22 protein-coding genes are annotated in these 26,462 nt (G+C 55.1%); 11 read left to right on the forward strand and 11 right to left on the reverse strand.

The features are described from left to right. Window positions 1-72 precede the first annotated feature (72 nt). The 6 genes from fhuB to hrpB form a co-directional block, all read right to left on the reverse strand. Window positions 73-2,055: a Fe(3+)-hydroxamate ABC transporter permease FhuB gene (gene fhuB / locus AC6I4B_RS18920; RefSeq protein ID WP_497767357.1), complete on the reverse strand. Its 1,983-nt coding sequence runs from the start codon at window positions 2,053-2,055 to the stop codon at window positions 73-75. Then, complete coding sequence (gene fhuD / locus AC6I4B_RS18925) at window positions 2,052-2,945, reverse strand: Fe(3+)-hydroxamate ABC transporter substrate-binding protein FhuD (RefSeq protein ID WP_497767359.1); 894 nt, start codon at window positions 2,943-2,945, stop codon at window positions 2,052-2,054. Before fhuD ends, fhuB begins: the two co-directional genes overlap by 4 nt. Continuing rightward, complete coding sequence (fhuC, locus tag AC6I4B_RS18930; RefSeq protein ID WP_497772247.1) at window positions 2,945-3,742, reverse strand: Fe3+-hydroxamate ABC transporter ATP-binding protein FhuC; 798 nt, start codon at window positions 3,740-3,742, stop codon at window positions 2,945-2,947. The genes fhuD and fhuC overlap by 1 nt, the downstream gene beginning before the upstream one ends. A gap of 48 nt (window positions 3,743-3,790) precedes the next feature. Next, the gene (fhuA, locus tag AC6I4B_RS18935; RefSeq protein ID WP_497767360.1) at window positions 3,791-6,001 is read right to left on the reverse strand and encodes a ferrichrome porin FhuA; all 2,211 of its coding nucleotides are present in this window, start codon (window positions 5,999-6,001) and stop codon (window positions 3,791-3,793) included. 223 nt (window positions 6,002-6,224) lie between these two features. Then, window positions 6,225-8,762 carry a bifunctional glycosyl transferase/transpeptidase gene (gene mrcB, locus AC6I4B_RS18940; protein ID WP_497767362.1) on the reverse strand — a complete coding sequence of 846 codons (2,538 nt, stop codon included), beginning with the start codon at window positions 8,760-8,762 and terminating at the stop codon, window positions 6,225-6,227. 134 nt (window positions 8,763-8,896) lie between these two features. Then, complete coding sequence (hrpB, locus tag AC6I4B_RS18945; protein WP_497767364.1) at window positions 8,897-11,326, reverse strand: ATP-dependent helicase HrpB; 2,430 nt, start codon at window positions 11,324-11,326, stop codon at window positions 8,897-8,899. A gap of 73 nt (window positions 11,327-11,399) precedes the next feature. On the opposite strand from hrpB, the gene thpR reads away from it, so the two are divergent. From thpR to panD, 9 genes are all read left to right on the forward strand, one after another. After that, window positions 11,400-11,930 (forward strand): RNA 2',3'-cyclic phosphodiesterase, encoded by a 531-nt coding sequence (thpR, locus tag AC6I4B_RS18950; protein ID WP_497767365.1) that lies wholly within the window; start codon window positions 11,400-11,402, stop codon window positions 11,928-11,930. 13 nt (window positions 11,931-11,943) lie between these two features. Then, on the forward strand, window positions 11,944-12,666 hold the full coding sequence (gene sfsA, locus AC6I4B_RS18955; RefSeq protein ID WP_497767367.1) for a DNA/RNA nuclease SfsA: 723 nt from the start codon (window positions 11,944-11,946) through the stop codon (window positions 12,664-12,666). A gap of 156 nt (window positions 12,667-12,822) precedes the next feature. Beyond that, window positions 12,823-13,278 carry an RNA polymerase-binding protein DksA gene (gene dksA / locus AC6I4B_RS18960; RefSeq protein WP_175960549.1) on the forward strand — a complete coding sequence of 152 codons (456 nt, stop codon included), beginning with the start codon at window positions 12,823-12,825 and terminating at the stop codon, window positions 13,276-13,278. A 196-nt stretch (window positions 13,279-13,474) separates the two neighbouring features. Continuing rightward, complete coding sequence (gene gluQRS / locus AC6I4B_RS18965; RefSeq protein ID WP_497767369.1) at window positions 13,475-14,371, forward strand: tRNA glutamyl-Q(34) synthetase GluQRS; 897 nt, start codon at window positions 13,475-13,477, stop codon at window positions 14,369-14,371. A gap of 55 nt (window positions 14,372-14,426) precedes the next feature. Continuing rightward, entirely contained in the window at window positions 14,427-15,824 is a 1,398-nt protein-coding gene (pcnB, locus tag AC6I4B_RS18970) for a polynucleotide adenylyltransferase PcnB (RefSeq protein WP_497772248.1), read from the forward strand. Beyond that, a complete protein-coding gene (gene folK / locus AC6I4B_RS18975) occupies window positions 15,821-16,300 on the forward strand; it encodes a 2-amino-4-hydroxy-6-hydroxymethyldihydropteridine diphosphokinase (protein ID WP_497767371.1) in 480 nt (159 codons plus the stop codon). Before pcnB ends, folK begins: the two co-directional genes overlap by 4 nt. Before the next feature lie 128 nt (window positions 16,301-16,428). After that, window positions 16,429-17,220: a 3-methyl-2-oxobutanoate hydroxymethyltransferase gene (gene panB / locus AC6I4B_RS18980; protein ID WP_497767372.1), complete on the forward strand. Its 792-nt coding sequence runs from the start codon at window positions 16,429-16,431 to the stop codon at window positions 17,218-17,220. Window positions 17,221-17,283: 63 nt separating this feature from the next. Continuing rightward, window positions 17,284-18,138 carry a pantoate--beta-alanine ligase gene (gene panC / locus AC6I4B_RS18985; RefSeq protein ID WP_497767374.1) on the forward strand — a complete coding sequence of 285 codons (855 nt, stop codon included), beginning with the start codon at window positions 17,284-17,286 and terminating at the stop codon, window positions 18,136-18,138. Window positions 18,139-18,233: 95 nt separating this feature from the next. After that, window positions 18,234-18,614, forward strand: coding sequence for an aspartate 1-decarboxylase (gene panD, locus AC6I4B_RS18990; RefSeq protein WP_497767376.1), 381 nt, complete (start codon window positions 18,234-18,236; stop codon window positions 18,612-18,614). Window positions 18,615-18,620: 6 nt separating this feature from the next. Here the strand turns inward: panD and AC6I4B_RS18995 are convergent, their stop codons facing one another. The 4 genes from AC6I4B_RS18995 to AC6I4B_RS19010 all read right to left on the reverse strand — a co-directional run bounded on the left by AC6I4B_RS18995 (window position 18,621) and on the right by AC6I4B_RS19010 (window position 22,158). Further along, window positions 18,621-19,850 (reverse strand): polysaccharide deacetylase family protein, encoded by a 1,230-nt coding sequence (locus AC6I4B_RS18995; protein ID WP_497767377.1) that lies wholly within the window; start codon window positions 19,848-19,850, stop codon window positions 18,621-18,623. A 63-nt stretch (window positions 19,851-19,913) separates the two neighbouring features. Beyond that, window positions 19,914-20,354, reverse strand: coding sequence for a PTS sugar transporter subunit IIA (locus tag AC6I4B_RS19000; protein ID WP_497767379.1), 441 nt, complete (start codon window positions 20,352-20,354; stop codon window positions 19,914-19,916). A gap of 110 nt (window positions 20,355-20,464) precedes the next feature. Next, on the reverse strand, window positions 20,465-21,235 hold the full coding sequence (locus tag AC6I4B_RS19005; RefSeq protein ID WP_497767381.1) for an ABC transporter permease: 771 nt from the start codon (window positions 21,233-21,235) through the stop codon (window positions 20,465-20,467). Further along, window positions 21,232-22,158, reverse strand: a complete 927-nt coding sequence (locus AC6I4B_RS19010; protein ID WP_497767383.1) for an ABC transporter ATP-binding protein — start codon at window positions 22,156-22,158, stop codon at window positions 21,232-21,234. Before AC6I4B_RS19010 ends, AC6I4B_RS19005 begins: the two co-directional genes overlap by 4 nt. Before the next feature lie 101 nt (window positions 22,159-22,259). Here AC6I4B_RS19010 and can point away from each other — a divergent pair, with 101 nt between their 5' ends. Then, complete coding sequence (can, locus tag AC6I4B_RS19015) at window positions 22,260-22,922, forward strand: carbonate dehydratase (RefSeq protein ID WP_497767385.1); 663 nt, start codon at window positions 22,260-22,262, stop codon at window positions 22,920-22,922. Between the two features lie 400 nt (window positions 22,923-23,322). Here can and hpt read toward each other — a convergent pair whose 3' ends face one another. After that, a complete protein-coding gene (hpt, locus tag AC6I4B_RS19020) occupies window positions 23,323-23,859 on the reverse strand; it encodes a hypoxanthine phosphoribosyltransferase (RefSeq protein WP_182928386.1) in 537 nt (178 codons plus the stop codon). A gap of 204 nt (window positions 23,860-24,063) precedes the next feature. On the opposite strand from hpt, the gene AC6I4B_RS19025 reads away from it, so the two are divergent. Beyond that, window positions 24,064-26,454 carry a glucose/quinate/shikimate family membrane-bound PQQ-dependent dehydrogenase gene (locus AC6I4B_RS19025; protein ID WP_497767387.1) on the forward strand — a complete coding sequence of 797 codons (2,391 nt, stop codon included), beginning with the start codon at window positions 24,064-24,066 and terminating at the stop codon, window positions 26,452-26,454. The last annotated feature ends 8 nt before the right edge of the window (window positions 26,455-26,462 follow it).

Below are 26,462 nucleotides of genomic sequence, written 5' to 3' on the forward strand. Positions count from 1 at the left end.
TGCCGGGTAGCAGTTTCGCCCTACCCGGCAATTCTGTAGGCCGGGTAAGGTGTAGCCGCCACCCGGCTCATTTTATCGGCTCTGTTTTCTCAGCAGATAGATAAAGTAAGGTGCACCGATAAAGGTAGACAGCAGCCCCGCCGGAATCTGATACGGGAACATCATCATTCTTCCCGCCCAATCAGCAAACACCAACAGCAGCCCGCCGATCAGCGCCGACATCACCATGTGTGGCATAGTGCGACGGAACCCCAACATGCGCGCAATGTGCGGAGCCATCAGCCCGACAAAGCTCAACGGCCCAATCGTCAAGGTGGCCACTGCGGTCAGGCACGCCGCCAGCAGTAACAGCACAATACGCGTCGGCGCCAGCGCCATCCCCACCGCTCGCGCGGTATCTCCGCCTAAAGGCAGAATCGTCAGCCAACGGCGGCACAGCGGAACCAGCAGGAACAACACACCCATTGCCGCGCCGGACTGCACCACCTGAAGCCCCGTGGCGTTATAAGTCGAGCCAGAAATCCACGTGAGGATTTGTGCCATGCGGGGGTCGCCGCTGGCCTGGAGCATCATCAGCAACATGGTAAACGCAGTGCTCAGCGCCATCCCCGCCAGCAGCATACGGTGCGGTGAAAAGCCGCCGCGCCCCGCCGCCAGCAAAATCACCAGTAACGTCACGGCAGCGCCAATACTACCGGCAGGCAACAACCACCCAAAGGCATTGCCAGGCACGATAAAGAGCATCAACACCACGCCAAACGCCGCGCCGGAGCTAATACCCAGCACTTCAGGGCTTGCCATCGGATTACCGGTCAGACGCTGAATAATACAGCCCGCTACCGCTAACATCATTCCGGCAATCATCGCCGACATCACGCGCGGCCATCGCCACTGAAGCAACTCATCCAGCAGCGTACCCGACGCCCAATGCCAGCCCTGTGCATCTCGCCCAAAGGAGAGCGCGGCAAACATCACCGCCAGGAGAATGGCAAGCCCCGCCAGCGCAAACCACTGCACATGGTAACGCTCACGGGCGACGCTCTCGCCAGCGTTCATCGACGGCGCACTCATGCTGCGCAACCGTGGCAGCAGCCACAGCAACAGCGGTGCGCCGATTAACGCAGTCACCGAACCGGTAGACACTTCCATCCAGACACGCGCCAGCCACAAAATCAGTTGGTCAGAAAGCCAGAGGATCAGCGCGCCAATCAGCGGAGCCAGCATCAGGCGCGCCAGCAGGCGGCGAGCGCCGAGCATTTTCGCCAGCAGCGGCGCGAACAGGCCGATAAAACCGATAATCCCGACCGCATTCACTAACAGCGCGCTGATGACAATCGCCAGCGTTAGCGCCGCCAGACGCGCCAGCGATAGCGCCAGACCCAGATTGCGCGCCACGCCATCATCCAGCCCCATCAGAGTGAGAGGACGCAGCAGCAGCAGCGTCAGCATCACGCCGCCCAGCAGTTGTGGCCACAGGCGCTGGACAATGCTCCAGTCGGTTTGCGTCAGTGTGCCGGTGCTCCACAGGAACATACTTTGCAGTTGGTCGTGGTGGAAAATCACCATTAACTGGTTGATAGCCCCGCAGTACAAGCTCACCACCAGCCCTGCCAGAATCAGCGTTACCGGCGACAGACGTTTCCCCCAGGCGACGCCAAACACCAGCGCACCGACGATACACGCCCCCGCTAAGGCAGCAAACTGTGAGGTTAACACACCGGGAATCGCCCACAGCGCGGTCACCGTCATACCCAACTGGGCGCCCGTCGCCACGCCTAACGTGGTTGGCTCCGCCAGCGGATTACGCAGCACCTGTTGGAATAGCACGCCCACCAGCCCTAAACCCGCTCCTACCAGCAACGAGATAACCAGGCGCGGCATCAGGCTGTAGTGGAACAGCATTTGGTCGATAGCGTCGATATTCGGCTGGCGCAGCGCCGTTAACCACTGTGCGCTCGGTAGTGCAACGTTGAAGTTAAACCAGGTTAGCGCCAGCGCAGCCATAAACAGCGCCAGCAGCAGCGCGGCGGCGAAAGGTGAAATCTTGCTTTTCACGCTTTGCCTCCCAGAGCGTTATCCAGAATGCGGCAAAAATGCATAGCCGAGAGCGTCGCGCCGTAGAACCACGCGGCAGGTACGCGATGCACGCGCCCTGCACGTACAAAAGGCATCGCCTGCCACAACGGCGTAGCCATCAAGCTGCGCATCTCCTGGTCATTACCGTGGTCAAAGCACAGCACATCAACGTCTTTGTATTCCGCCAGCCGGTCAATGCCCACTGCCACGCTGCCCCAGAAACTGGTTTCACCATGCCAGGCGTTTTTAATGCCGAACTCGTCCAGCACTTCCTGGAACAGGCAGTTAGGGCCAAATACCAGCATGTGGCGCGGGTCGAGCAGCGTAATCATCAGCAAGGGTCTTTCGCCGCGCCCGGCAAAGCGCGGTTTCAGGCGTTCTATCGAGGCGTCAAACTCATGCAGATGGCGTTGCGCCTGCGGCATTTTATCCAGCAGTTGCGCCATCTCCAGCAGTGATTTCCGAGCCTGAGCCAACGGTTTTTTGCCATCGCTGAACGCAAATCCACGTCCCGGCGCAATCTTCGCCAGCGTCTTCTCCGACGGGCCATAGCCTGCCGACCAGAAGAGATACGACGGTTTCATTTGGGTCAGCAGTTCAAGGTTCGGTTCCGTGCGCAGGCCGACATCAATCACCGAGTCCGGTAGCGCTGGCTCGTTCACCCACAGTTTGTAGTTGGGGATGTCTGCCACACCGTACGGCGTTACGCCCAGCGCCAGCAGCAGCTCAATCGGCAGCCATTCCAGCGCGACCACGCGGGTGGCATCTATAGCGACGGCCGCCTGCACCTGACGCATTTGCCAGAGCAACGGTGAAAGCGCCATCGCCGTTAATAAACGGCGACGGCTAATGAAAGGAGAGGAACCCATCAGTAGACAAAACTTACCGGCGCAGCACCCGCCGGATGTGGAAGGATGCCCATTGGGATGCCGTAAATCTGCTCCAGCGTGTCGCTGCGCATCAGTTCATCCGGTGTGCCCTGAGCAATCATCTCACCACCGCGCAACGCCACCAGGTAATCACAGTAGCGAGCAGCCATGTTGATATCATGCAGGACGGCAATAACCGTTAGCCCGCGCTGCTGGCTTAGGCGATGCACCAGCGCCAGCACGTCAACCTGATGCGCGATATCCAGCGCGGATGTTGGCTCGTCGAGCAGCAGGCAGCGGCTGTCTTGCGCCACCAGCATCGCAATCCACGCGCGCTGACGTTCGCCGCCAGAGAGGCTATCAACCAGACGATTCGCCAGCGGCTTCAGGCCGACCAGGTTAATCGCCTCTTCGACTTTTTCCCTATCTGCCGCGCCAAAACGGCCTAACGCACCGTGCCACGGATAGCGACCTATCGCCACCAGTTCACGCACCGTCATGCCTTCGGCCTGCGGCAGTTGCTGGGGTAAGTAAGCCACTTTTCGGGCAAAGGCTTTGCTGTTCCAGCTTTCCAGCGGCTGGCCATCCAACAGGATGTCACCTTCCGACGGCGGCTGATGACGCCCGAGCATTTTAAGCAGTGTCGATTTGCCCGAGCCGTTATGGCCGATAAGCGCGGTCACTTTTCCCGCCGGGAAAGTTAAAGAGAGTGGATGTAACAGGGTGCGACCAGGCACGCGGAAAGAGACCTGATCAAGAGAAAAGGTGGTATCGGAACGAGTTGTGTTGTCCTGCATAACCGTCAACATGTCAAAGGGCGCGGAAAATCCGCGCCCGAGAGGTGGTTAGAAACGGAACGTTGCGGTGGCAACAACCTGGCGCTCAGCGCCCCAGTAACATGCATATTCGCTATAGCAACTGGAGACGTATTCGCGGTCAAACAGGTTATTGACGTTAACAGCAACAGACGATCCCGGCAGGCCAAAGCGCGCCAGATCGTATTTCACCATTGCATCCGCCACGGTGTAACCGGCGACGTTAAACTGCTCGTTTTTCTTGCCAGTCGATGTGTCGTTTTTGTAGTAGCTTACCGTTGAACCGGTATAACGCACGCCAGCCCCGAAAGTCAGGCCGCTCAACGCCGTGTCGTAGAAGGTGTAATCCGCCCACAGGGAAGCCTGGGAACGCGGAACTTCTGCCGGACGTTTGCCTTTAAAGATGGTGTCGTGAGTATATTCCGCGTCGGTGTAGCTGTAGGCCGCCGTAACGTTAATATTTTCGTTAACCGCCGCTTTCGCTTCCAGTTCAACACCACGAGAACGGATTTCGCCGCCCTGAATGCTGTACAAGCCGGTTGAGTCGCTCGGATCCGCCGTCAGGTTCTTGTTCTTGGTCAACTGGTAGACCGCACCTGTCAGAACGACTGGCATATCTTTCGGTACATACTTCACGCCAGCTTCATACTGTTTGCCACGAGAAGGGTCAAACGGCTTGCCGTCTTTTGTGGAACCAGAGGTCGGCTCGAAAGACTCGCTGTAGCTGATGTACGGAGAAACGCCGTTATCGAACAGGTAGTTAAGACCGCCACGCCATGTAAACTGCTGATCGTGGTTCTGTGCCAGCGTATTGCTGGAGCGGGTCAGCGTTGATGCCATCGCGTAATCGTAGCGGCCACCCAGCGTCAGTACCCACTTATCCCATTCCATCTGATCCTGTGCATACAGGCCAGTCTGTTCCATACGGTTAAGTACCGCATACGGGAAGGTAATATTGATATTTGGATTGCCATACTGAGGATTCTGCATGCTTAATGCATCAGCATCACCATATTTGGCATCAATATCGTTGCGCAGGCGAGAATAGTCCACGCCGGTCAGCAGGGTATGCTGCACATCACCGGTGGCAAACGCGGATTGCAGTTGCGTATCAACGGTAAAGGCATTGAGGTTTTCGTCAGAGCGAACGTACTTGCGCGTGATTTTACCCGGCGCTTCGTAGCCAAAACCATACACCGAACGATACAGCGTTTTCACCTGGTCGTAGCGCAGGTTCTGGCGCACGGTGAAGGTATCGTTAAATTCGTGCGAGAAGCTATAGCCCACCATCTGCTGACGGCGCGCCATCTTGTTGTCTTTCTCACCTTCGTTGAAATCGGTCGGCAGCTTGTGCGCGTTACCGTTCGCATCAATGTACGGCACAACCGTACCTTCGCGCGGCAACCAACCGTAGTAGCCCGCGTTCGGGTCACTCTGGAAGTTGCTCAGGAAGGTGAAATCCGTTTTGTCATCAGGACGCCAGCTAAAAGAGGGGGCAATAGCGTAGCGGTCAGATTTCGACATCTTCTGCTGTGTATCCTGGCTGCGGCCTAAGCCCGTCAGGCGGTAAGACCACACGCCTGCGTCATCAATCGCATCACTGAAGTCGAAGCCCGTCTGCCAAAGATTATCAGTGCCCATTTTGAACTGGATTTCACGCAGCGGTTCAGTGGTCGGGCGTTTGCTGACCATGCTGACAATCCCGCCGGGATTGCTGTTGCCATACAGCACTGAGGTTGGCCCGCGCATCACTTCAACACGTTCCAGGAAATACGGGTCCATTGAAATTTCAGAGTAGTTGTTCCCCTGAAGTTTCATGCCATCCAGATACTGGTTGGTATTGACAGTCGTCGGTGCGGTGAAGCCACGAATAGAAACCACATCGTAAGTCGTCGAGCTACCACGAGTCGAGAAAACACTAGGCGTATAGGCCATAGCTTCTTTAACGGTCGTCGGCTGGTGAATATCCATCTCCTGACGAGTGATCACCGAAATCGACTGCGGGGTCTTTTCGATCGGGGTATCCGTTTTGGTTGCCGTGGCAGAGCGCTTCGCTGCAATCGTCGGCGACGGCCCCCACGCGCTTTCCTGTGATGCAGGAGCGGCGGTGACGGTGATGGTTTCTTCTTTCGGTTGTTCTGCAGCCTGTGCATAAACAGACATGCCGCTAACCGCTGTGGCTACTACGACTGCGAGTTTACGCAGCGAGAGGTTTGGCTGAGCAGTTTTAAGACGCGCCATTGGTATATCTCTGATGAAGTGAATGATAACGTAAACGAGAATTATTATTATAACCAAAGCATGATAGGGCAGCTGATGGACGCATAGCAAGTGATATACGTCCCTACTAGAATTAAGGGGTTAAGAAATAAACAGATGCAAGAAAGGCGTTAATAAAAAGAAAAGTATTCGATAAAAAAAGCCCCTATACGAATAGGGGCTTTGTTGACTCGGTGAAGTGAGATTAATTACCGCCGAACATGTCCTTAATCCAACCGGCTACGCCATCGCTGTCTTTCTTCTCCTGCGCTGGCGGTTGTTGCTGTTGTTGTTGTTGCTGCTGCGGCTCTGAGGACGACGAGCTAAACGGATTCGCCGCCTGCTGCTGCTCAATCGCCTGCTGGCTTTGCTGGCACAGCGAATCTGGGTCAGTTGTCCAGACCGGCAGCATACGCATACCGCCATCGCCGCAGATGAAGTTACCGCCTTCATCGACGCTCATATTCACCACATCTTCCGGCGGAGTCAGATCCAGCGCGATAGGCGACTGGCTCGCCAGGTAACGCTGATAAATCGACATCGCCCCGCTCGCACCGTACAGCTTCGTCGGCTGGTTGTTGTCGCGGCCTACCCAGGTTATCACCACTTCACGACCATCAATCCCGGCAAACCAGGTATCGACGTTGTTGTTGGTCGTACCGGTTTTCCCTGCCAGATGCAGGTTCGGGTATTTCGCGCCCAACTGACGGCCCGTACCGCGTTGAATAACCTGCTGCATTGTCCACAGCGTCATATACGCCGCCTGCGCCGGAACCGCACGCTCAGCTTGCGGGAAGCTCTGATACAGCACCGTGCCGTCTTCCGCGATAACGGAACGCAGCGCGGAAAGCGTGGCCCGATTACCGCCGCTGGCGATAGTCTGGAAGGCCTGTGCCACTTCAATCGGCGTCAGGTTTAACGCCCCGAGGATCATTGCCGGAACCGGCTGTAGCTGATCTTTCGGTACGCCCAGTTTCTGCCAGGTTTCGGTAATTGCCGGTAAGCCCAGCGCCATCCCGAGGTTAACCGTTGGAACGTTCATTGAGCGCGTTAACGCATCGACCAACATCACCTGACCGCTGAAACGACGATCGTCATTCTGCGGTGACCACACCTGGCCATTCGGCTGGCGCAGAGAGATTGGCGCATCGGCAATCCAGGTGTTCAGGCGGTACTGATTCGGCTGGCTTAACGCCGTCAAATAGGTCGCGGGTTTCGCCAGAGAACCAATTGAACGACGCGCCTGCATCGCACGGTTATAGCCCGCAAACTGCGGCTCCGCCCCGCCGACCATTGCGCGGACTTCGCCGCTGAAGCGGTCAACAACCACCATCGCGGTTTCGAGGTCGCTCAATTTACGCTGTTTCTTCAGTACCGGAATACCTTCGGTTGCCGCTTTTTCAGCCGCATCCTGGGCCACCGAGTCGAAGGTGGTGAAGATCTTCACGCCGGAGAGATCCTTCACTTTATCGCCCAGTTTGGCCTGCAACTCCTGACGCACCATCTGCATAAACGCCGGCTGTGGTGAGATCACCCCACCGCGCGGCTGCACGCCGAGAGGACGCGCGCTCAGCATGTCGTACAACTCCTGGTCAATCACCTTCTGCTGTTGCAGCAGGCGCAGTACCAGGTTACGACGCTCCAGCGCCAGTTTCGGGTTACGCCACGGGTTATAAATCGACGCCCCTTTTACCATCCCCACCAGCAGCGCCTGTTGGTCAAGGCTCAGCTCTTCCACCGGACGACCAAAGTAGTACAGACTCGCCAGCGGGAAGCCACGGATTTCGTTATCGCCGCTCTGTCCGAGGTATACCTCGTTCATGTACAGCTCAAGGATACGATCCTTGCTATAACGCGCATCCATCAGCACAGCCATATAGGCTTCGTTAGCCTTACGCCAGTAAGAACGCTCGCTGGACAGGAACAGGTTTTTCACCAGTTGCTGGGTCAGCGTACTCGCCCCCTGAACCGTACGACCGGCGGTAACGTTCGCCAACACCGCACGACCAATGGAGTACAGGCTCACGCCGTCGTGCTCGTAGAAGTGACGGTCTTCGGTCGCCAGCAATGTATCCACCAGCAAATCCGGGAAGCCGTTACGCGGCACAAACAGGCGCTGTTCGCCGTTTGGCGACGACAGCATGGTAATCAAACGCGGATCGAGACGGAAGAAACCGAACTGGCGGTTGTTATCCATGTTCTCGATGGTTTCCAGATGATCGCCGTCAAAGGTCAGACGCGCGCGCACCTGCCCCTCTTTACTGTCCGGGAAATCGAACGGGCGGCGGATCATCTCGATGCTGTTAGCCTGCACGGTGAATTCGCCAGGGCGAGTCATCGCGGTGACCTGGCGATACTGCGTCGCCGTCAGTAGCTGCACCATCTCTTTTTTGCTGATGGGCATATCCGGCTCAAGGTTGACCATGCGGCCATACACGGCCGCCGGTAACTGCCAGACTTTGCCATCAATACGGCTGCGGATTTTTTGATCCAAATAGACGCCATAAATAGCAATCAATACCGCAAAAACGATGCCCAGTTTGACCAGGAACCAGAACCAGCGGTGTTTGCCGCGCGGTTTGCCTCCCTTGCCGCCGCCGCTTTTACGCGAGCGTGGTTGTGCATCGTCATATCCATCATCATCATAATCGTCGTCATACTGCTGCCGACGGCTTACCTTTTGTTTTGCCGGACGTGAAGGCTTTCCCTTACGTCCAATCGGCTCGCGGTCATTCCCCGCCATGCTCTCTCTCCGCTAAATTCAGGCGCAACGGCCTGATTTTCCGTTCTTCCGTCAGGAAACAGAAGAAGATATCTCTCAATTTTTACCGCTTTATGCCAGACGGCAGCGTACAGGCTTTATCCGGCTAATCCCCATTACGAATATTTCTTCGTGCGTCGCGTTGGGGCGGTGTTAGCCGGATCATCTGGCCACACATGTTTGGGATAACGTCCTTTCATCTCTTTTTGCACTTCCCGATACGCACCTTGCCAGAACGCGCTTAAATCGCGCGTAATCTGCAACGGACGCTGCGCCGGTGACAGCAACTCCAGCACCAATGCCACGCGCCCTTCGGCAATGGTAGGGGTACTGGCTTCGCCAAACATCTCCTGCATTCGCACCGCTAAAGCCGGTGGATTTTCATCATCATAGCGAATGGCAATACGGCTTCCTGTGGGCACAGTGTAATGAGTTGGCAACGAACTCGCCAGACGTTGTCGTAATGACCACGGCAGCCAGTCGAGCAGCGCCTGATGAATATCTAACGATTTTAATCCCCGTAGCGAATGCACGCCGCTCATGTGCGGCAGTAGCCAGTTTTCCAGTTCATCCAGCAGCGATGTCTCATCAACCGCTGGCCATGCGTCCTCCGGCAGCCAACGCGCCGCACACTGTAACCGCAAGCGTAGCTGTTCTGCCTCACGAGTCCAGTTAAGTACACTTAACCCTTTTTCACGAATACCGGTTAGCATCGCGCGATGAAGTTCATCTTCGGAGGGTTTTGCCAGAGGGCGAACGCTCACCGTCAACTGGCCGACCTGGCTGCGACGTAACGCTTTTAGCGTCCCTTGCGCGTCGTCCCACTCCACGGTGTCGGACTGCTGCAACAACTGCGGACAGCGGGCAATTAATGCGTCGATATCCACCGCACAAGCCTGCAAAATGCGCGCATCCGGCGAGGAATTTCCCTGCAACAGCAGCGGCGCAATCAGCCACTCATGGCGATTTAGTGCATCGTCAGCATCAAGCATCGCGCCCATGCCATTCGCCAACTGATAACGCCCTTCCTGCCCGCGTCGCCGGGCGATGCGATCGGGGAAACCCTGCACCAGCAGTAACGGGATATCATCGCTATTCGCCTGACCCATGCGGCGGTTTAGCCGCTTACACAACTGCTGGCTGCGCTGTTGCCATTGGCCCTGCGAGCGAGAAAACGCCTGCAATAAATCACTGCTTCCCCCGCGCGGTGGCTCTTCGAGAATCGCCGCCAGCCGCGCGGCCGTCGCCGCTTGATCATCACTTTGTGCCGCCACCAGCATCGCCGCGAGACGCGGATCATTGCCCAGCGCCGCCATTTTTTGCCCGTTCGGCGTCAGACGGTTGTCGGCCAGCGCCTGAAGCTGGCTCAGCAAACGCCGCGCCGCCGCAAGGTTGACGGCAGGAGGTTGATCGAGCCAATTGAGCTGCGCCGGGTCATGGCAGCCCCATTGCAACAGCTCCAGCAGCAATGAAGACAGGTCGCTTTGCAGGATTTCCGCCTCACTTTGCGCCGCCGCGCGCTCGGCCTGCTCTTTCGCCAGCAGATGCACACACACGCCTGGTTCCAGTCGCCCGGCGCGACCGGCACGCTGGGTCATCGACGCCTGGCTTACGCGCTGCGTCACCAGACGAGTCAGGCCGGTGCGCACATCAAAGCGTGCAACGCGCTCTTGTGCGCTATCCACCACCAGGCGAATCCCTTCGATGGTCAAACTGGTTTCTGCGATATTAGTCGCCAACACCACTTTTCGTTTTCCCTGTGGCGCGGGCAGAATCGCCTGCCGCTGTTCGCTAAGCGGCAGCGCGCCATATAAAGGACACAGCAGCACGTCATCGGCGACGCGCTCTGCAAGCTGATGTTGTACCCGCTGAATTTCGCCAACGCCGGGTAAAAACAGCAGCAACGAACCGGACTCCTGGCGTAACAGCTCTGCGGTGGCTATCGCAACGGCTTCGTCAAAACGCTGATGCGCGGGCAGCGACTGATACCGGCGCTCTACCGCAAACGCGCGCCCTTGCGAAGTTATCGTCGGGGCATCCGGCAGCAGACGCTGGAGTTTGTCGTTATCCAGCGTGGCCGACATAATCAGCAGTTTAAGATCGTCACGCAGCCCTTGCTGTACATCCAGCAACAGCGCCAGCGCGAGATCCGCCTGTAGGCTACGTTCGTGGAATTCATCGAGGATCACCAACCCGACACCGCTCAGTTCAGGATCATGCTGGATCATCCGCGCCAGAATCCCTTCCGTTACCACTTCGAGACGCGTATTGGCGCCAACGCAGGTTTCGGCGCGCATTCGGTAACCCACCGTTTCGCCCGGTTTTTCGCCGAGCAATTCCGCCAGCCGCTGTGCGACGTTGCGCGCCGCCAGCCTGCGCGGCTCCAGCAGTAAAATACGCCCGTGAATACCGCCATCGCGCAAAATTTGCAGCGGTAACCACGTAGATTTACCCGCACCGGTTGGCGCGTTAAGCAGTACCTGCGGGGCCTGCTGGAGGGCGAGAAGAAGTTCGGGGAGGACGTTGGCGACCGGCAACAAGGACACGAATGGCTCCAGAGGGTTAACATTAGACGGCGTACATTGTAGCATCGCCCTACTTCATTACCGAGTACCCACGATGTCTGAGCCAAAAAGACTGTTTTTCGCCATTGAGATCCCCGCCAAAATTCAAAAGCAGTTGGTGCAATGGCGGGCAGATCATTTCCCCGCCGACGCTGGCGCACCGGTCGCGGCCGCGAATCTGCATATGACGCTGGCGTTTCTTGGCGACGTCAGCGCCGACAAACAGCGGGCGCTCGCCGCGATGGCCGGGCGTATTCGCCAGCCGGGCTTTACGCTGCATCTGGATGATGCCGGGCAGTGGCTGCGCTCTCGCGTAGTATGGCTGGGAACCCGTCAACCACCGCGCGGGCTGTTACAGCTTGCCAGCATGTTACGCGCACAGGCCGCACGCAGCGGCTGTTATCAAAGCCCACAGCCGTTTCATCCGCACCTGACGCTGCTGCGTAACGCCGCACAGGCGGTGGCGATTCCCGCGCCGGGTTTTCATTGGGAAATCCCGATAACCGAGTTCGTGCTGTATGAGTCTCGTTTCTCCGCAGGCCGCACACGCTACACGCCATTACAGCGCTGGACGCTCAGCGACTAATCAAGGAAAGACAATGCAATTTACGCCGCCGCTCCAATCCGCCACGCTGATTAAACGTTACAAACGTTTTCTGGCCGATGTGATAACCCCCGCCGGAGAAACCCTCACGATCCACTGCCCTAACACTGGTGCAATGACCGGTTGCGCAACCCCCGGCGATACCGTGTGGTATTCCACATCAGAAAATACTAAGCGTAAATATCCACATACATGGGAAATAACGCAGACACAAAAAGGGGATTTTATTTGCGTTAATACGTTACGCGCAAACACCCTGGCAAAAGACGCAATTCTTGCGGGCGTCATTCCTCAACTAACCGGCTACAACACCCTGAAAAGCGAAGTGAAATACGGTGAGGAAGGCAGCAGAATCGATATCATGTTACAGGCAGATGATCGCCCCAACTGCTATATTGAAGTGAAATCAGTCACACTGGCAGACAATGAGTTTGGCTATTTTCCTGACGCCGTCACGGTGCGAGGACAGAAGCATTTACGCGAGCTGATGAGCGTTGTAGCAAGCGGCGATCGCGCCGTTTTGTTGTTTGCTATTTTGCACTCAGCCATTGAATATTTCGCTCCTGCACACCATATTGATGCCAAATACGCACACCTATTAAATGAAGCAAAGAAACAGGGGGTAGAGATTTTGGCTTATAAAGCGGAACTTTCTACCGATATTATAACTCTGATATCGCCGTTACCCGTTTCGTTATCACGGGATGAAACAGCATAGAAAGTGTTCGGGCTGCGGTGCAAATACGCTTTTCCTCACAGCATTGTCAAGTGTTACGTTTAGATAATTGCCATACGGAAAAGCATCTGCTATTTATAGCGGCCTGATTTTTCCCCCGAACACGGGGATCGATAGTGCGTGTTAAGGAGAAGCAACATGCAAGAAGGGCAAAACCGTAAAACATCGTCCCTGAGTATTCTCTCCATCGCTGGGGTGGAGCCGTACCAAGAGAAGCCAGGCGAAGAGTATATGAACGAAGCCCAGCTAGCGCACTTCAGGCGTATTCTTGAGGCATGGCGTAATCAACTTAGGGATGAAGTCGATCGCACCGTTACACACATGCAAGACGAAGCTGCAAACTTCCCGGATCCGGTAGACCGTGCCGCCCAGGAAGAAGAATTCAGCCTCGAACTGCGTAACCGCGATCGTGAGCGCAAGCTGATCAAAAAAATCGAGAAGACGCTGAAGAAAGTCGAAGATGAAGATTTCGGCTACTGCGAATCTTGCGGTGTTGAGATTGGTATTCGTCGTCTGGAAGCTCGTCCAACGGCTGACCTGTGCATCGACTGCAAAACGCTGGCAGAAATCCGCGAAAAGCAGATGGCAGGCTAAGCGAACTAAAATAATCATGATGACCGAAGCGCTGCGCGACCTGGCCTACGGTGTGTAGGCCAGGTAAGCGAAGCACCATCCGGTATTGAGTCATGATTGCCGGGGCGCTACGTTTGCCCGGCCTGTGGTATGCAGGTCAGATAAACGAAGCGCCATCAGGCGTTGCCCCGCGTGACGTTCAACATTCAAATACACCATGTCATCACAACCTTATATTGGGCGTTTTGCCCCTTCCCCTTCCGGTGAACTGCATTTTGGTTCGTTGATTGCGGCACTCGGAAGTTACTTACAGGCTCGCGCCCGACAGGGTATTTGGCGAGTACGCATCGAAGATATCGACCCCCCTCGTGAAGTTCCCGGTGCTGCAACCACCATTTTGCATCAGCTGGAACATTACGGCCTGCACTGGGATGGCGACATTCTGTGGCAGTCTCAGCGTCATGACGCCTACCGAGAAGCGCTGGCCTGGCTGAAAAGTCAGGATTTATGCTACTACTGCACCTGCCCGCGCGCCCGCATTCACAGCATCGGTGGAACCTACGACGGCTACTGCCGCGGGCGCAATAACGGCCCAGAAAATGCGGCCTTACGCCTGCGCCAACACCACCCAGTGACCGCTTTCACAGACCTGCTACGCGGGGTTATCCAGGCCGACGAACGTCTGGCGAGAGAAGACTTTATCATTCATCGCCGTGATGGCTTATTTGCCTATAACCTGGCGGTGGTGGTGGATGACCACTTCCAGGGCGTGACGGAAATTGTCCGTGGGGCCGATCTTATTGAACCCACCGTACGACAAATTTCACTCTACCAGCAGTTTGGCTGGCAAGCCCCGGACTATATTCATCTGCCGCTGGCATTGAATGCAGAAGGTGCTAAACTTTCTAAGCAAAATCATGCACCTGCTTTACCAACCGGCGATCCTCGTCCTGTACTCGTTCAAGCATTACGCTTTTTAGGGCAGACGATTCCGGCACAATGGCAGGATTATAGCCTTACCGATTTACTCAATAATGCGGTGAAAAACTGGACGCTGGAAACGGTTCCTGAGAGGGCGATTGTGAATCCACCATTCTCAAACGCGCAATGCTGAGCTATGATTAGCCGCTATTTTTTTGTCCCAAAGACTGATACTACCGAGGTGCACCATTTTTACCCGAGTCGCTAATTTTTGCCGCAAGGTGCTCAGCCGTGAGGAAAGCGAGGCTGAAAACGTCGTCGCCAAACCGGCTATGACGGTCATCCCACGCGAGCAGCACGCTATTTCCCGCAAAGATATCAGCGAAAACGCCCTCAAGGTTCTTTATCGTTTGAACAAGGCAGGCTATGAAGCCTATCTTGTCGGCGGCGGCGTTCGCGACCTGCTGCTAGGCAAAAAACCAAAAGATTTCGACGTGACCACTAGCGCCACGCCCGATCAGGTGCGTAAGCTGTTTCGTAACTGCCGTTTAGTAGGCCGCCGCTTCCGTCTGGCCCACGTCATGTTTGGCCCAGAAATTATCGAAGTCGCGACCTTCCGTGGTCATCATGAAGATGGCCAGGCTGACCGTGCTACGTCGCAACGTGGGCAAAACGGGATGCTGCTGCGCGATAACATCTTCGGCTCGATTGAAGAAGACGCCCAGCGTCGTGACTTCACCATCAACAGCCTTTATTACAGCGTTGCCGACTTTACCGTTCGCGATTACGTGGGCGGGATGCAGGACCTTGAAGATGGCGTGATTCGCCTGATTGGTACGCCAGAAACGCGCTACCGTGAAGACCCAGTGCGTATGCTGCGCGCGGTGCGTTTTGCCGCGAAGCTGGATATGCGCATCAGCCCAGAAACGGCTGAGCCGATTCCTCGTCTGGCCACGTTAATGAATGACGTGCCGCCTGCGCGTCTGTTCGAAGAAGCGCTTAAACTGCTGCAAGCGGGCTATGGTTTTGAAACCTATAAACTGCTGCGTGAATACAACCTGTTCCAGCCGCTGTTCCCGACTATCACCCGCTACTTTACTGAAGACGGCGATAGCCCAATGGAGCGCATCATTGAGCAGGTGCTGAAGAACACCGATAACCGCATTCGTAACGACATGCGCGTTAACCCGGCGTTCCTGTTCGCGGCAATGTTCTGGTATCCCCTGCTGGAAATGGCGCAGAAAATCGCCCAGGAAAGCGGCCTGGTCTATCACGATGCTTTCGCGCTGGCGATGAACGATGTGCTGGACGAAGCCTGCCGTTCACTGGCGATCCCCAAACGTATTACGTCTCTGGTTCGTGATATTTGGCAGCTACAGCTACGCATGTCTCGCCGCCAGGGCAAACGCGCCTGGAAGCTGATGGAGCATCCGAAATTCCGCGCCGCTTATGACCTGCTGGCGCTGCGCGCCGAAGCAGAGCACAACAGCGAATTGCAGCGTCTGACGCAGTGGTGGAGCGAGTTCCAGGTGGTTGCGCCACCGGCACAAAAAGAGATGCTTAACGCTCTGGGTGACGAGCCGGATGCCCGTCGTCGCCATCGCCGTCCACGCAAACGCGCTCCGCGTCGCGAGGGCAGCGCGTGACAGTTGCTTATATCGCCATCGGCAGTAATCTGGCTTCTCCTCTGGAGCAGGTCAATGCTGCCGTACAGGCGTTAGGCGCTATTCCGCACAGCCGCATTGTCGCTATTTCCTCGTTTTACCGCACTCCGCCACTTGGCCCCCAGGATCAGCCAGACTACCTCAACGCCGCCGTGGCGCTGGATACCGAGCTTGAGCCTGCAGCCTTGCTCGACCACACACAGCGCATCGAGCAACAGCAAGGCCGAGTGCGTAAAGCGGAACGCTGGGGTCCACGCACGCTGGATTTAGACATTATGCTGTTCGGCGAGCAGGTCATTCATACTCCGCGCCTGACGGTTCCGCATTACGACATGAAGAACCGGGGTTTTATGCTGCTTCCCCTATTTGAGATTGCGCCTGAACTGCGCTTCCCTGATGGGCAATCGTTGCAAGCCCTGCTCAATAGCCACCCATTCCCACCGCTTTCCCGCTGGTAAGTCCTTTCTCTTTTCATCCTGAATGCGCCCCGCCTCGTCGGTTTCATTTTTCTCTCTGCAAAATCGTTGCCCGCAGTCAGGACACTGCTAGAATGCCGATAATTGTACTTTAGCCATCAGGAAACGTTATGAAACCAACGACTATTTCCCAGTTGCAGAAATGCAAACAGGAGAAGAAACGCTTCGCGACCATCACGGCCTACGATTACAGCTTCGCTAAACTGTTTGCAGATGTGGGCATCAACGTTATGCTGGTTGGCGATTCGCTGGGCATGACGGTACAAGGCCACGACTCTACCCTGCCGGTTACCGTTGAAGACATTGCCTACCACACTCGTGCGGTACGCCGTGGCGCACCAAACTGCCTGCTGCTTTCCGACCTGCCTTTTATGGCTTACGCCACGCCAGAGCAGGCGTTTGAAAACGCCGCCGTAGTCATGCGCGCAGGCGCAAACATGGTCAAAATTGAAGGCGGCGCCTGGCTGGTGGATACCGTGAAAATGCTCACCGATCGCGCTGTGCCAGTGTGTGGCCATCTGGGGCTGACGCCGCAGTCGGTTAATATTTTCGGTGGTTATAAAGTGCAGGGTCGCGGCGACGCCGGGCAACAACTGCTGGACGATGCCTTAGCGCTACAGGCCGCAGGCGCGCAGCTACTGGTGCTGGAATGTGTGCCGGTCGAGCTGGCAAAACGCGTAACCGACGCCTTATCGATTCCGGTGATTGGCATTGGTGCTGGTAATGTCACCGACGGGCAGATTTTGGTCATGCATGACGCATTCGGCATTACCGGCGGTCATATCCCTAAATTTGCCAAAAATTTCCTCAGTACCGCAGGCGACATGCGCGCCGCAGTACAGCAGTATATGGCTGAAGTCGAGTCCGGCGTTTATCCGGGCGAAGAACACAGTTTCCATTAATTTCTCTGACCGTATGTAAGCCTGATAAGCATTGCGCCATCAGGCAACTCAAGGAGTCGTGTGGTGTTAATTATCGAAACCCTACTGCTGCTGCGCCAGCACATCCGCCGTCTACGTCAGGAAGGCAAGCGCGTCGCGCTGGTTCCCACGATGGGGAACCTCCACGACGGCCATATGACGTTGGTTGAAGAAGCCAAAGCGCGCGCAGACGTCGTGATCGTCAGCATTTTCGTAAACCCAATGCAGTTTGACCGTGTCGAAGATTTAGCGCGCTACCCGCGCACGCTTCAGGAAGATTGCGAGAAGCTGAACAAGCGTAAAGTGGACTACGTTTTTGCGCCGTCGGTCGCTGAAATCTACCCACACGGAACTGAAAGCACCACGTACGTTGACGTTCCTGGGTTATCTACCATGCTGGAAGGGGCTAGCCGTCCGGGCCATTTCCGTGGCGTCTCGACGATTGTCAGCAAGCTGTTCAACCTGATCCAGCCAGACCTGGCCTGCTTCGGTGAGAAAGACTTCCAGCAACTGGCGCTGATTCGCAAAATGGTCGCCGATATGGGCTACGATATTGAAATCGTGGGCGTGCCGATTATCCGCGCCAAAGATGGCCTGGCGCTAAGCTCGCGCAACGGCTACCTGACGACAGAGCAGCGTAAAATCGCGCCGGGGCTGTACAAAGTCATGAGCCGCATGGCTGAAAAACTAAAAGCCGGTGAACGCGACCAGGGCGAGATGATTGCCATTGCCGAGCAGGAACTCAACGAGAAAGGTTTCCGCGCGGATGATATTCAGATTCGTGACGCCGACACTCTGCTCGACCTCACCGACAACAGCAAACGCGCAGTTATCCTGATGGCAGCATGGCTGGGAGAAGCCCGTTTAATTGACAATATCAGCGTGACATTAGCCCAGTAGACAGGGGTTAAAAATCGGGCAATACTGCCTGCGAAATTTCTCAAAGCAGGCCGTGTTGCCTGCTTCGTTATCGCTCAGTTTTAAAGGTAGACGTTATGATTCGCACTATGTTGCAGGGCAAGCTCCACCGCGTAAAAGTCACGCAGGCCGACCTTCACTACGAAGGTTCCTGCGCCATTGACCAGGATTTTCTTGATGCGGCGGGTATTCTGGAAAACGAAGCCATTGATATCTGGAATGTAAACAACGGCAAGCGTTTCTCAACCTACGCAATCGCGGCTGAACGCGGCTCTAAAATCATCTCGGTCAACGGGGCAGCGGCGCACTGTGCCGACGTGGGCGATATCGTGATTATCGCCAGTTTCGTCACCATGAGCGATGAAGAAGCGCGCACCTGGCGTCCAAACGTCGCCTACTTTGAAGGCGACAACGAAATGAAACGCACAGCCAAAGCAATTCCGGTACAGGTTGCCTGACAGCCTTTACCCCTGCGGCTGGTTGCTGATCAGCCGCGACATGGTTTCCAGTGAATCCGTTCTTAAAATATAAAGCCTTTTCAATAAGAACGGATTATCCCCCGGCTTCACCTTTCCCTTCACCGTCGTAACCGCCAGATGAAAACCCGCATCGTTCGCGGCCTGCACTGCCGTTGCGTTATAGCTGCCAAACGGATAAGAGAGATACCGCACGTGAGGGTTGAATTGCCCCATCGCCCGACGAGAACGTTCAAAATCGAACAGGATATTGTGATAGCTACGGCTGAGCAAAATAGGCCGACGATAGCCATCAACACGGTGCAGGAAATGGGTGTGCGACTGGAAATCGAACACGTCTTTAATTTCTTCCAGTTCCGAAACACTCATAAACTGGAGCGCTTTTGGCGCCCACTTCTGTGGATGGCGTTTGATACGCGACGAGATAATAAACGCCGTCGCTTTAAAGCCATACTCTTTAAGCACCGGATACGCGTAACGGCTGACCGATTTCAAACCGTCGTCAAACGTAATCACCACCGCCCGCGCCGGGAGATTCGCACGGTTACGCACGTAATCTTCTAGCTGATACATCGTAAGCGTGGTGTAGCCCATATCGCGCAGCCAGGTCATCTGGTTGCTGAACGCCCGTACCGAAGTGGTGGTTGAGGTATGACGAAAACGGGTGTTTTCTTCATCGCGCAGAATATGGTGATAAGTCAGCACTGGGATGCCGTTATCTGGCTGCGCATCCAGGCCGCTAATATACGCCAGACGCTCGCCAATACGAATTTGATACCAGGTTTGATTCAGCCGATCTTTCAGTTTGTTGATTATCGGGTAGCGCAGGTTTTCCGCCAGCGTGCCAAACGGCGCGCTACCAATATTCGGGGCGTTGTAAACTGGCGTGTCTTTCCAGGTTATCAGGTTCTGGTTGCTCAGCGGCTTGTTCAAATCCCCCAGCCCATCCTCAACCCGCTGCTTGCCCTGCACCGGCTCCAGGTGGCCTTTATCGATAAAACCTTTACCAAAACCAAAGCTGAAGGTGTAGTAATCCTCGGCGTCGGGTTCAATCGCGATGATTTGCCCGGCGTGCAAGTTACCGACGGTGACGGTTTTATTGCCAACGCGCGCCCAAATAGCGGCATCTTCCGTCGTTTGCATATAGCGCGTGGGTGAAGCAGCGAACACACAGCCAGAGATGAAAAACAGAAGAACAACAACAGCACGTATAGCCATGAGCAATAACCGAAGCGGGAACCGACCTCACTATTGTAACAAAAGCTACATCAATACCAATGTTTAAGACGCATACAGGTCATGCAGCAGGACAAAAGGCGGATTTTTTTGCTGTTGATGCCAAAGACTCGTCACGGCGGGCTTTCCCTGCGTGACAATATGGTCACGAAAGGCGCTGCTACTGAGGTGTTCTCGGTGTTGAATCATTCGTTCAATTAATGGGTAATCAATACCGGCAATCACTTCACAACCGCTGTGTTTGTGGCTCATCAGCGAAGCCACACGATACGGAGCAGCGCCCGCGATATCGGTCAGGAAGATAACGCCATCGCCGCTATCCGTTTGATGCAGTGCGTCACACATCATGCGGCTGAGCATATTCACACTCAAACCACGCCAGTAACTCACCGCCCGACACTGCGGCAACGGGCCATGCTTTTTTTCCAGACGATCCAGCAATTCCTGTGCGCGATCGTCATGGCAGGATATCACCCAACCTAACATACTTGCCTCCTTAGCAGGCGAGTAGTTTAGCAGAGTGATAGATGAATTGCGGTGACGACTGTCAAAGAATAGATCCCGGCAGAGTTTGCCTGCCGGGAAAATCAGAAGAATCAGCTACGTAAGCCGCGTCCGCGCTGGATTAAATACCAGCAAAGAAGGTAAAAAGCGATGATAAATACGACGAGTACGCCAAACGTCGTCACCAACGGCACATCGTTTATGCCGAGGAAGCCGTAGCGGAAACCACTAATCATGTACACAATCGGGTTCAGGTGCGACAGCGCCTGCCAAAACGGCGGCAGCAACGTCAGCGAATAGAACACCCCACCGAGGTAAGTCAGCGGCGTCAGCACGAAAGTTGGGATCAGGCTGATATCATCAAAGGTTTTCGCGAAGACCGCGTTCAGAAGCCCCGCCAGCGAGAACAGCACCGCCGTCAGTATCAGCGTGAGCGCTACAAACGTCCACGAATGAACCTGGAAAGGTACGAAGAACAGTGAAATTGCCGTAACCAGCACGCCAACACACAGGCCTCGCGCCACGCCACCGCCGACAAAGCCAGCGATAATCACATGCGTAGGGACGGGAGCCACCAGCAGTTCTTCAATGTTGCGCTGGAATTTAGCGCTAAAGAAGGACGACGCTACGTTGGCATAGGCGTTGGTAATCACCGCCATCATGATTAGACCCGGCACGATAAACTGCATGTATGAAAAACCATGCATTTCGCCAATGCGTGAGCCAATCAGATTGCCAAAAATAATAAAGTACAGCGTCATGGTGATGACCGGCGGAACCAGCGTCTGCACCCAGATACGCATAAAACGATGGATCTCTTTCGCCCAGATGCTTTTCAGCGCGATCCAGTAAAGCTGCATCATGCGCGTTCTCCTTGTTTATCATTCACCAACGAAACAAACAGCTCTTCCAGTCGGTTGGCTTTGTTACGCATACTCAACACCTGAATCCCCTGCGCGCTCAACTGCGCAAAAACGCTGTTAATCCCCTGCTCACGCAGCACTTCAACTTCCAGCGTCGAGGTATCGACCAGGTTATAGGCATAGCCATCCAGCTTCGGCAGCGGGCTTTTCGGCGCGAGATCGAGAATAAAGGTTTCAGATTTCAGCTTCGAAAGCAGAGCTTTCATTGAGGTGTTTTCGACCAGTTCACCGCGCTGGATAATGCCGATGTTACGGCACAGCATTTCGGCTTCTTCCAGGTAGTGAGTGGTGAGAATAATGGTCGTGCCTTTGTCGTTTAAATCCTTCAGGAAGCCCCACATCGAACGGCGCAGTTCGATATCCACGCCCGCCGTCGGCTCATCGAGGATCAGCAGTTTCGGCTCATGCATCAGCGCGCGCGCAATCATCAGACGACGCTTCATGCCGCCAGATAACATGCGCGCACGTTCGTTACGTTTTTCCCACAAGTCGAGCTGTTTGAGGTATTTTTCGCTGCGGATAACCGCTTCTTTGTGTTCTACGCCATAGTATCCCGCCTGATTCACCACGATTTGCTGCACGGTTTCAAACGGGTTGAAGTTAAATTCCTGCGGCACTAGACCAAGCTGGCGTTTGGCGTTGACCACATCTTTTTGCAGGTCATAGCCAAAAACGCTAACGCGCCCGGAGGATTTATTCACCAGCGAACTGATAATGCCGATGGTGGTTGATTTCCCCGCGCCGTTTGGCCCCAAAAGCGCATAAAAATCGCCAGCTTCAACCTTCAGGTCAATGCCGCGCAACGCTTGTACACCGCCAGGATAGGTCTTGGTCAGTTGCTCTAATTCCAGTGCAATGGTCATAGATTTTTGCTTACCTTACATTCTGATACTTGATATTTGGTTTTAATAAATCAGGAGTTGCCCTATATTAGCCCAAAGCAATTCACTTGGTTAAAGCCTCCATGAACGACATAGATACACTCATCAGCAATAACGCACTATGGTCAAAAATGCTGATAGAAGAGGATCCCGGTTTTTTTGAGAAACTGTCGCAAACGCAAAAGCCGCGCTTTTTATGGATTGGGTGCTCCGACAGCCGCGTTCCCGCAGAACGTCTGACCGGGCTTGAGCCTGGCGAATTATTTGTTCACCGTAATGTTGCCAATCTGGTGATTCACACCGACCTCAACTGTCTTTCCGTGGTGCAATATGCCGTTGATGTGTTAGAAGTTGAACACATTATTATCTGCGGGCATTACGGCTGCGGCGGCGTACAAGCGGCGGTAGAAAACCCTGAGTTAGGGTTAATCGACAACTGGCTGCTGCACATTCGCGATATCTGGTTCAAACATAGTTCATTGCTGGGCGAGATGCCGCCAGAGCGCCGGATGGATACCCTATGCGAGCTGAATGTTATGGAACAGGTTTATAACCTGGGCCACTCGACGATTATGCAATCGGCGTGGAAGCGCGGCCAAAAAGTGATGGTTCACGGCTGGGCCTACGGTATTCACGATGGCTTGCTGCGCGATCTCGACGTCACGGCCACCAGCCGCGAGAGCTTAGAGCAGCGTTATCGCCACGGAATTTCCAACCTCAAACTCAAACATATCAATCACAAATAACGCAGTATTGCCGGATAGCGCTGTGCCTGAATGCCGGATGGCGGCGTTGCCTTATCCGGCCTACATATCAATCACAAACAACGCGGCATTGCCGGATAGCGCTGTGCCTGAATGCCGGATGGCGGCGTTGCCTTATCCGGCCTACATACCAATCACAAACAACGCGGCATTGCCGGATGGCGCTGTGCCTGAATGCCGGATGGCGGCGTTGCCTTATCCGGCCTACATACCAATCACAAATAATGCGGCATTGCCGGATAGCGCTGTGCTTGAATGCCGGATGGCGGCGTTGCCTTATCCGGCCTACATGCCAATCACAAATAATGCGGCATTGCCGGATAGCAGCAACTCCCCATTTGTAGGCCTGATAAGCGTAGCGCCATCAGGCGCTAGAGCAGAATTACTCGTCCAGCATCACCACTTTGCCGACATACGGCAGGTGGCGATAGCGCTGGGCGTAATCAATACCGTAACCCACCACGAACTCATCCGGGATAGCAAAGCCAACAAACTCAACCGGCACGTCAACTTCACGGCGGGAAGGCTTATCCAGCAGCGTACAGATAGCCAGTGACTTAGGCTCGCGCAGGCTCAGAATCTCACGCACTTTCGACAACGTATTCCCGGAGTCGATAATGTCTTCGACAATCAGCACGTCTTTGCCACGAATGTCTTCATCCAGGTCTTTAAGAATTTTCACGTCGCGGGTGGTAGACATACCGCTGCCGTAGCTGGAGGCTGTCATAAAATCGACTTCATGCGGAACCTGCACTTCACGGCACAGGTCAGCCATGAACATGAACGAGCCACGCAGCAAGCCGACTAACACCATTTCGCTTCCGCTATCTTTATAACGCTCGTTAATCTGGCGACCCAACTCGGCGATACGCGCTTTGATCTCCGCTTCCGGGATCATCACTTCAACAGTATGTTTCATTTAACTAACCACATGATTTTAAATGTAAATCACTCAACCCACTCACCCAGAGCAACCAGGTTGATCAGCAAGCGGGAAAGTATACCAGCAAAACGATTAACGCGGCTAATTCGATAATAAAGCTCAATTTGTGATTTCGATCACACTTGTTAAATCCTATAATTAAATGAAAGCAATAATTAACAAACAAACGGACACTCTTCTATGGCGGAAACAAATCATCAACAATCACGGCTGCTCGTAAGGCTTACGGCCCTATTTGCGGCATTTTGCGGGCTATATTTGTTAATCGGCGGCGTATGGCTGGTCGCGATTGGCGGTTCCTGGTACTACCCCATCGCCGGTCTGGTGATGCTGGGCATTACGGCTCAACTGTGGCGAGCGAAACGCTCGGCGCTATGGCTGTACGCAATATTGCTGCTCGCCACCATGATTTGGGGCGTATGGGAAGTTGGCTTTGATTTCTGGGCGCTAACGCCGCGCAGCGACGTGCTGGTTATCTTTGGCGTCTGGCTGATTCTGCCCTTTGTCTGGCAGCGGCTTATTGTGCCATCCAGCGGTGCGGTGGCGGCGCTATTGGTCGCCCTGCTGATAAGCGCAGGTATCCTGACCTGGGCCGGTTTTAACGACCCGCAGGAAGTGAACGGCACGCTGAGCGCAGAGTCTACGCCAGCGCAGGCGATCTCTCCGGTCGCGGATCAAGACTGGCCGGCCTACGGGCGCAACCAGGAAGGCCAGCGCTTCTCGCCGCTCAAACAGATTAACGCCGACAACGTGCATAATCTGAAGGAAGCCTGGGTATTCCGTACCGGTGACCTGAAGCAGCCTAACGATCCGGGTGAAATCACCAATGAAGTGACGCCGATTAAAATTGGCAACATGCTTTATCTGTGTACCGCCCACCAGCGCGTATTCGCACTGGATGCGGCAACCGGTAAAGAAAAATGGCACTTTGACCCGCAGCTTGGCACTGACCCCAGCTTCCAGCACGTCACCTGCCGTGGCGTGTCGTACCATGAAGCCACTGCGGATAACGCCTCGCCGGATGTCGTCGCAGACTGCCCACGCCGTATTATTCTGCCAGTGAATGATGGCCGTATTTTTGCACTCAACGCTGACAACGGTAAACCGTGCCAGTCCTTTGCCAACAACGGCATCCTGAACCTGCAAACCAATATGCCGGTAACCACGCCGGGCATGTACGAACCCACTTCCCCCCCTATTGTTACCGATAAAGTGATCGTGATTGCCGGTGCGGTGACCGATAACTTCTCCACCCGCGAACCTTCCGGTGTGATCCGTGGTTTCGACATCAACAGCGGTAAGCTGCTGTGGGCGTTCGATCCCGGTGCAAAAGATCCGAATGCTATCCCGGATGATGAGCACCACTTCACCCTCAACTCGCCAAACTCCTGGGCTCCAGCGGCCTATGACGCGAAACTGGATTTAGTCTATCTGCCAATGGGCGTGACTACGCCAGATATTTGGGGCGGCAACCGTACGCCAGAACAAGAACGCTACGCCAGTTCGATTGTGGCGCTGAATGCGACAACCGGTAAGCTGGCATGGAGCTACCAGACCGTTCACCACGATCTGTGGGATATGGACATGCCGTCGCAGCCAACGCTTGCCGATATCACCGTTAACGGCAAAACCGTGCCGGTGGTCTACGCTCCGGCGAAAACCGGCAACATTTTTGTGCTGGACAGACGTAACGGCGAGTTAGTGGTTCCTGCGCCAGAAAAACCGGTTCCGCAGGGCGCGGCGAAAGGCGATTACGTCAGTAAAACGCAGCCGTTCTCTGACCTGAGCTTCCGTCCGAAGAAAGATCTGACCGGTGCGGATATGTGGGGCGCAACCATGTTTGACCAACTGGTGTGCCGCGTAATGTTCCATCAGTTGCGCTATGAAGGCATTTTCACCCCGCCGTCAGAGCAAGGTACGCTGGTCTTCCCGGGTAACCTGGGGATGTTCGAGTGGGGCGGTATTTCGGTTGACCCTAACCGCCAGGTGGCGATTGCCAACCCGATGGCGCTGCCGTTTGTCTCTAAACTGATCCCACGCGGCCCAGGCAACCCTATGGAGCCGCCGAAAGACGCTAAATCCAGCGGGACGGAATCGGGTATTCAGCCGCAGTACGGCGTGCCGTTTGGCGTCACGCTGAACGCCTTCCTGTCGCCGTTTGGCCTGCCATGTAAGCAACCGGCATGGGGTTATATTTCCGCGCTGGATCTGAAAACCAACCAGGTCGTATGGAAAAAACGTTTGGGCACACCGCAGGATAGCCTGCCGTTCCCAATGCCCGTTCCGCTGCCGTTTAATATGGGGATGCCGATGCTCGGCGGGCCAATCTCCACGGCGGGTAACGTGCTGTTTATCGCCGCTACCGCAGATAACTACCTGCGCGCCTACAACATGAGCAACGGTGAGAAGCTGTGGCAGGGCCGTCTTCCGGCCGGTGGCCAGGCCACGCCGATGACCTATGAAGTGAATGGCAAACAGTATGTGGTGATTTCCGCCGGTGGACATGGTTCGTTTGGCACGAAGATGGGCGACTATATTGTGGCCTATGCGTTACCTGACGACGCAAAATAACCAAAACG

It is taken from the genome of Kluyvera fluvialis (assembly GCF_059725275.1).

Bases quoted from the DNA above. Each gene is read 5' to 3' on its own strand.
- fhuD (WP_497767359.1), bottom strand. From the start codon at position 2,945: ATGGGTTCCTCTCCTTTCATTAGCCGTCGCCGTTTATTAACGGCGATG.
- fhuC (WP_497772247.1), bottom strand. From the start codon at position 3,742: ATGCAGGACAACACAACTCGTTCCGATACCACCTTTTCTCTTGATCAG.
- fhuA (WP_497767360.1), bottom strand. From the start codon at position 6,001: ATGGCGCGTCTTAAAACTGCTCAGCCAAACCTCTCGCTGCGTAAACTC.
- mrcB (WP_497767362.1), bottom strand. From the start codon at position 8,762: ATGGCGGGGAATGACCGCGAGCCGATTGGACGTAAGGGAAAGCCTTCA.
- thpR (WP_497767365.1), top strand. From the start codon at position 11,400: ATGTCTGAGCCAAAAAGACTGTTTTTCGCCATTGAGATCCCCGCCAAA.
- sfsA (WP_497767367.1), top strand. From the start codon at position 11,944: ATGCAATTTACGCCGCCGCTCCAATCCGCCACGCTGATTAAACGTTAC.
- dksA (WP_175960549.1), top strand. From the start codon at position 12,823: ATGCAAGAAGGGCAAAACCGTAAAACATCGTCCCTGAGTATTCTCTCC.
- gluQRS (WP_497767369.1), top strand. From the start codon at position 13,475: ATGTCATCACAACCTTATATTGGGCGTTTTGCCCCTTCCCCTTCCGGT.
- panB (WP_497767372.1), top strand. From the start codon at position 16,429: ATGAAACCAACGACTATTTCCCAGTTGCAGAAATGCAAACAGGAGAAG.
- panD (WP_497767376.1), top strand. From the start codon at position 18,234: ATGATTCGCACTATGTTGCAGGGCAAGCTCCACCGCGTAAAAGTCACG.
- AC6I4B_RS18995 (WP_497767377.1), bottom strand. From the start codon at position 19,850: ATGGCTATACGTGCTGTTGTTGTTCTTCTGTTTTTCATCTCTGGCTGT.
- AC6I4B_RS19000 (WP_497767379.1), bottom strand. From the start codon at position 20,354: ATGTTAGGTTGGGTGATATCCTGCCATGACGATCGCGCACAGGAATTG.
- AC6I4B_RS19005 (WP_497767381.1), bottom strand. From the start codon at position 21,235: ATGATGCAGCTTTACTGGATCGCGCTGAAAAGCATCTGGGCGAAAGAG.
- AC6I4B_RS19010 (WP_497767383.1), bottom strand. From the start codon at position 22,158: ATGACCATTGCACTGGAATTAGAGCAACTGACCAAGACCTATCCTGGC.
- can (WP_497767385.1), top strand. From the start codon at position 22,260: ATGAACGACATAGATACACTCATCAGCAATAACGCACTATGGTCAAAA.
- hpt (WP_182928386.1), bottom strand. From the start codon at position 23,859: ATGAAACATACTGTTGAAGTGATGATCCCGGAAGCGGAGATCAAAGCG.
- AC6I4B_RS19025 (WP_497767387.1), top strand. From the start codon at position 24,064: ATGGCGGAAACAAATCATCAACAATCACGGCTGCTCGTAAGGCTTACG.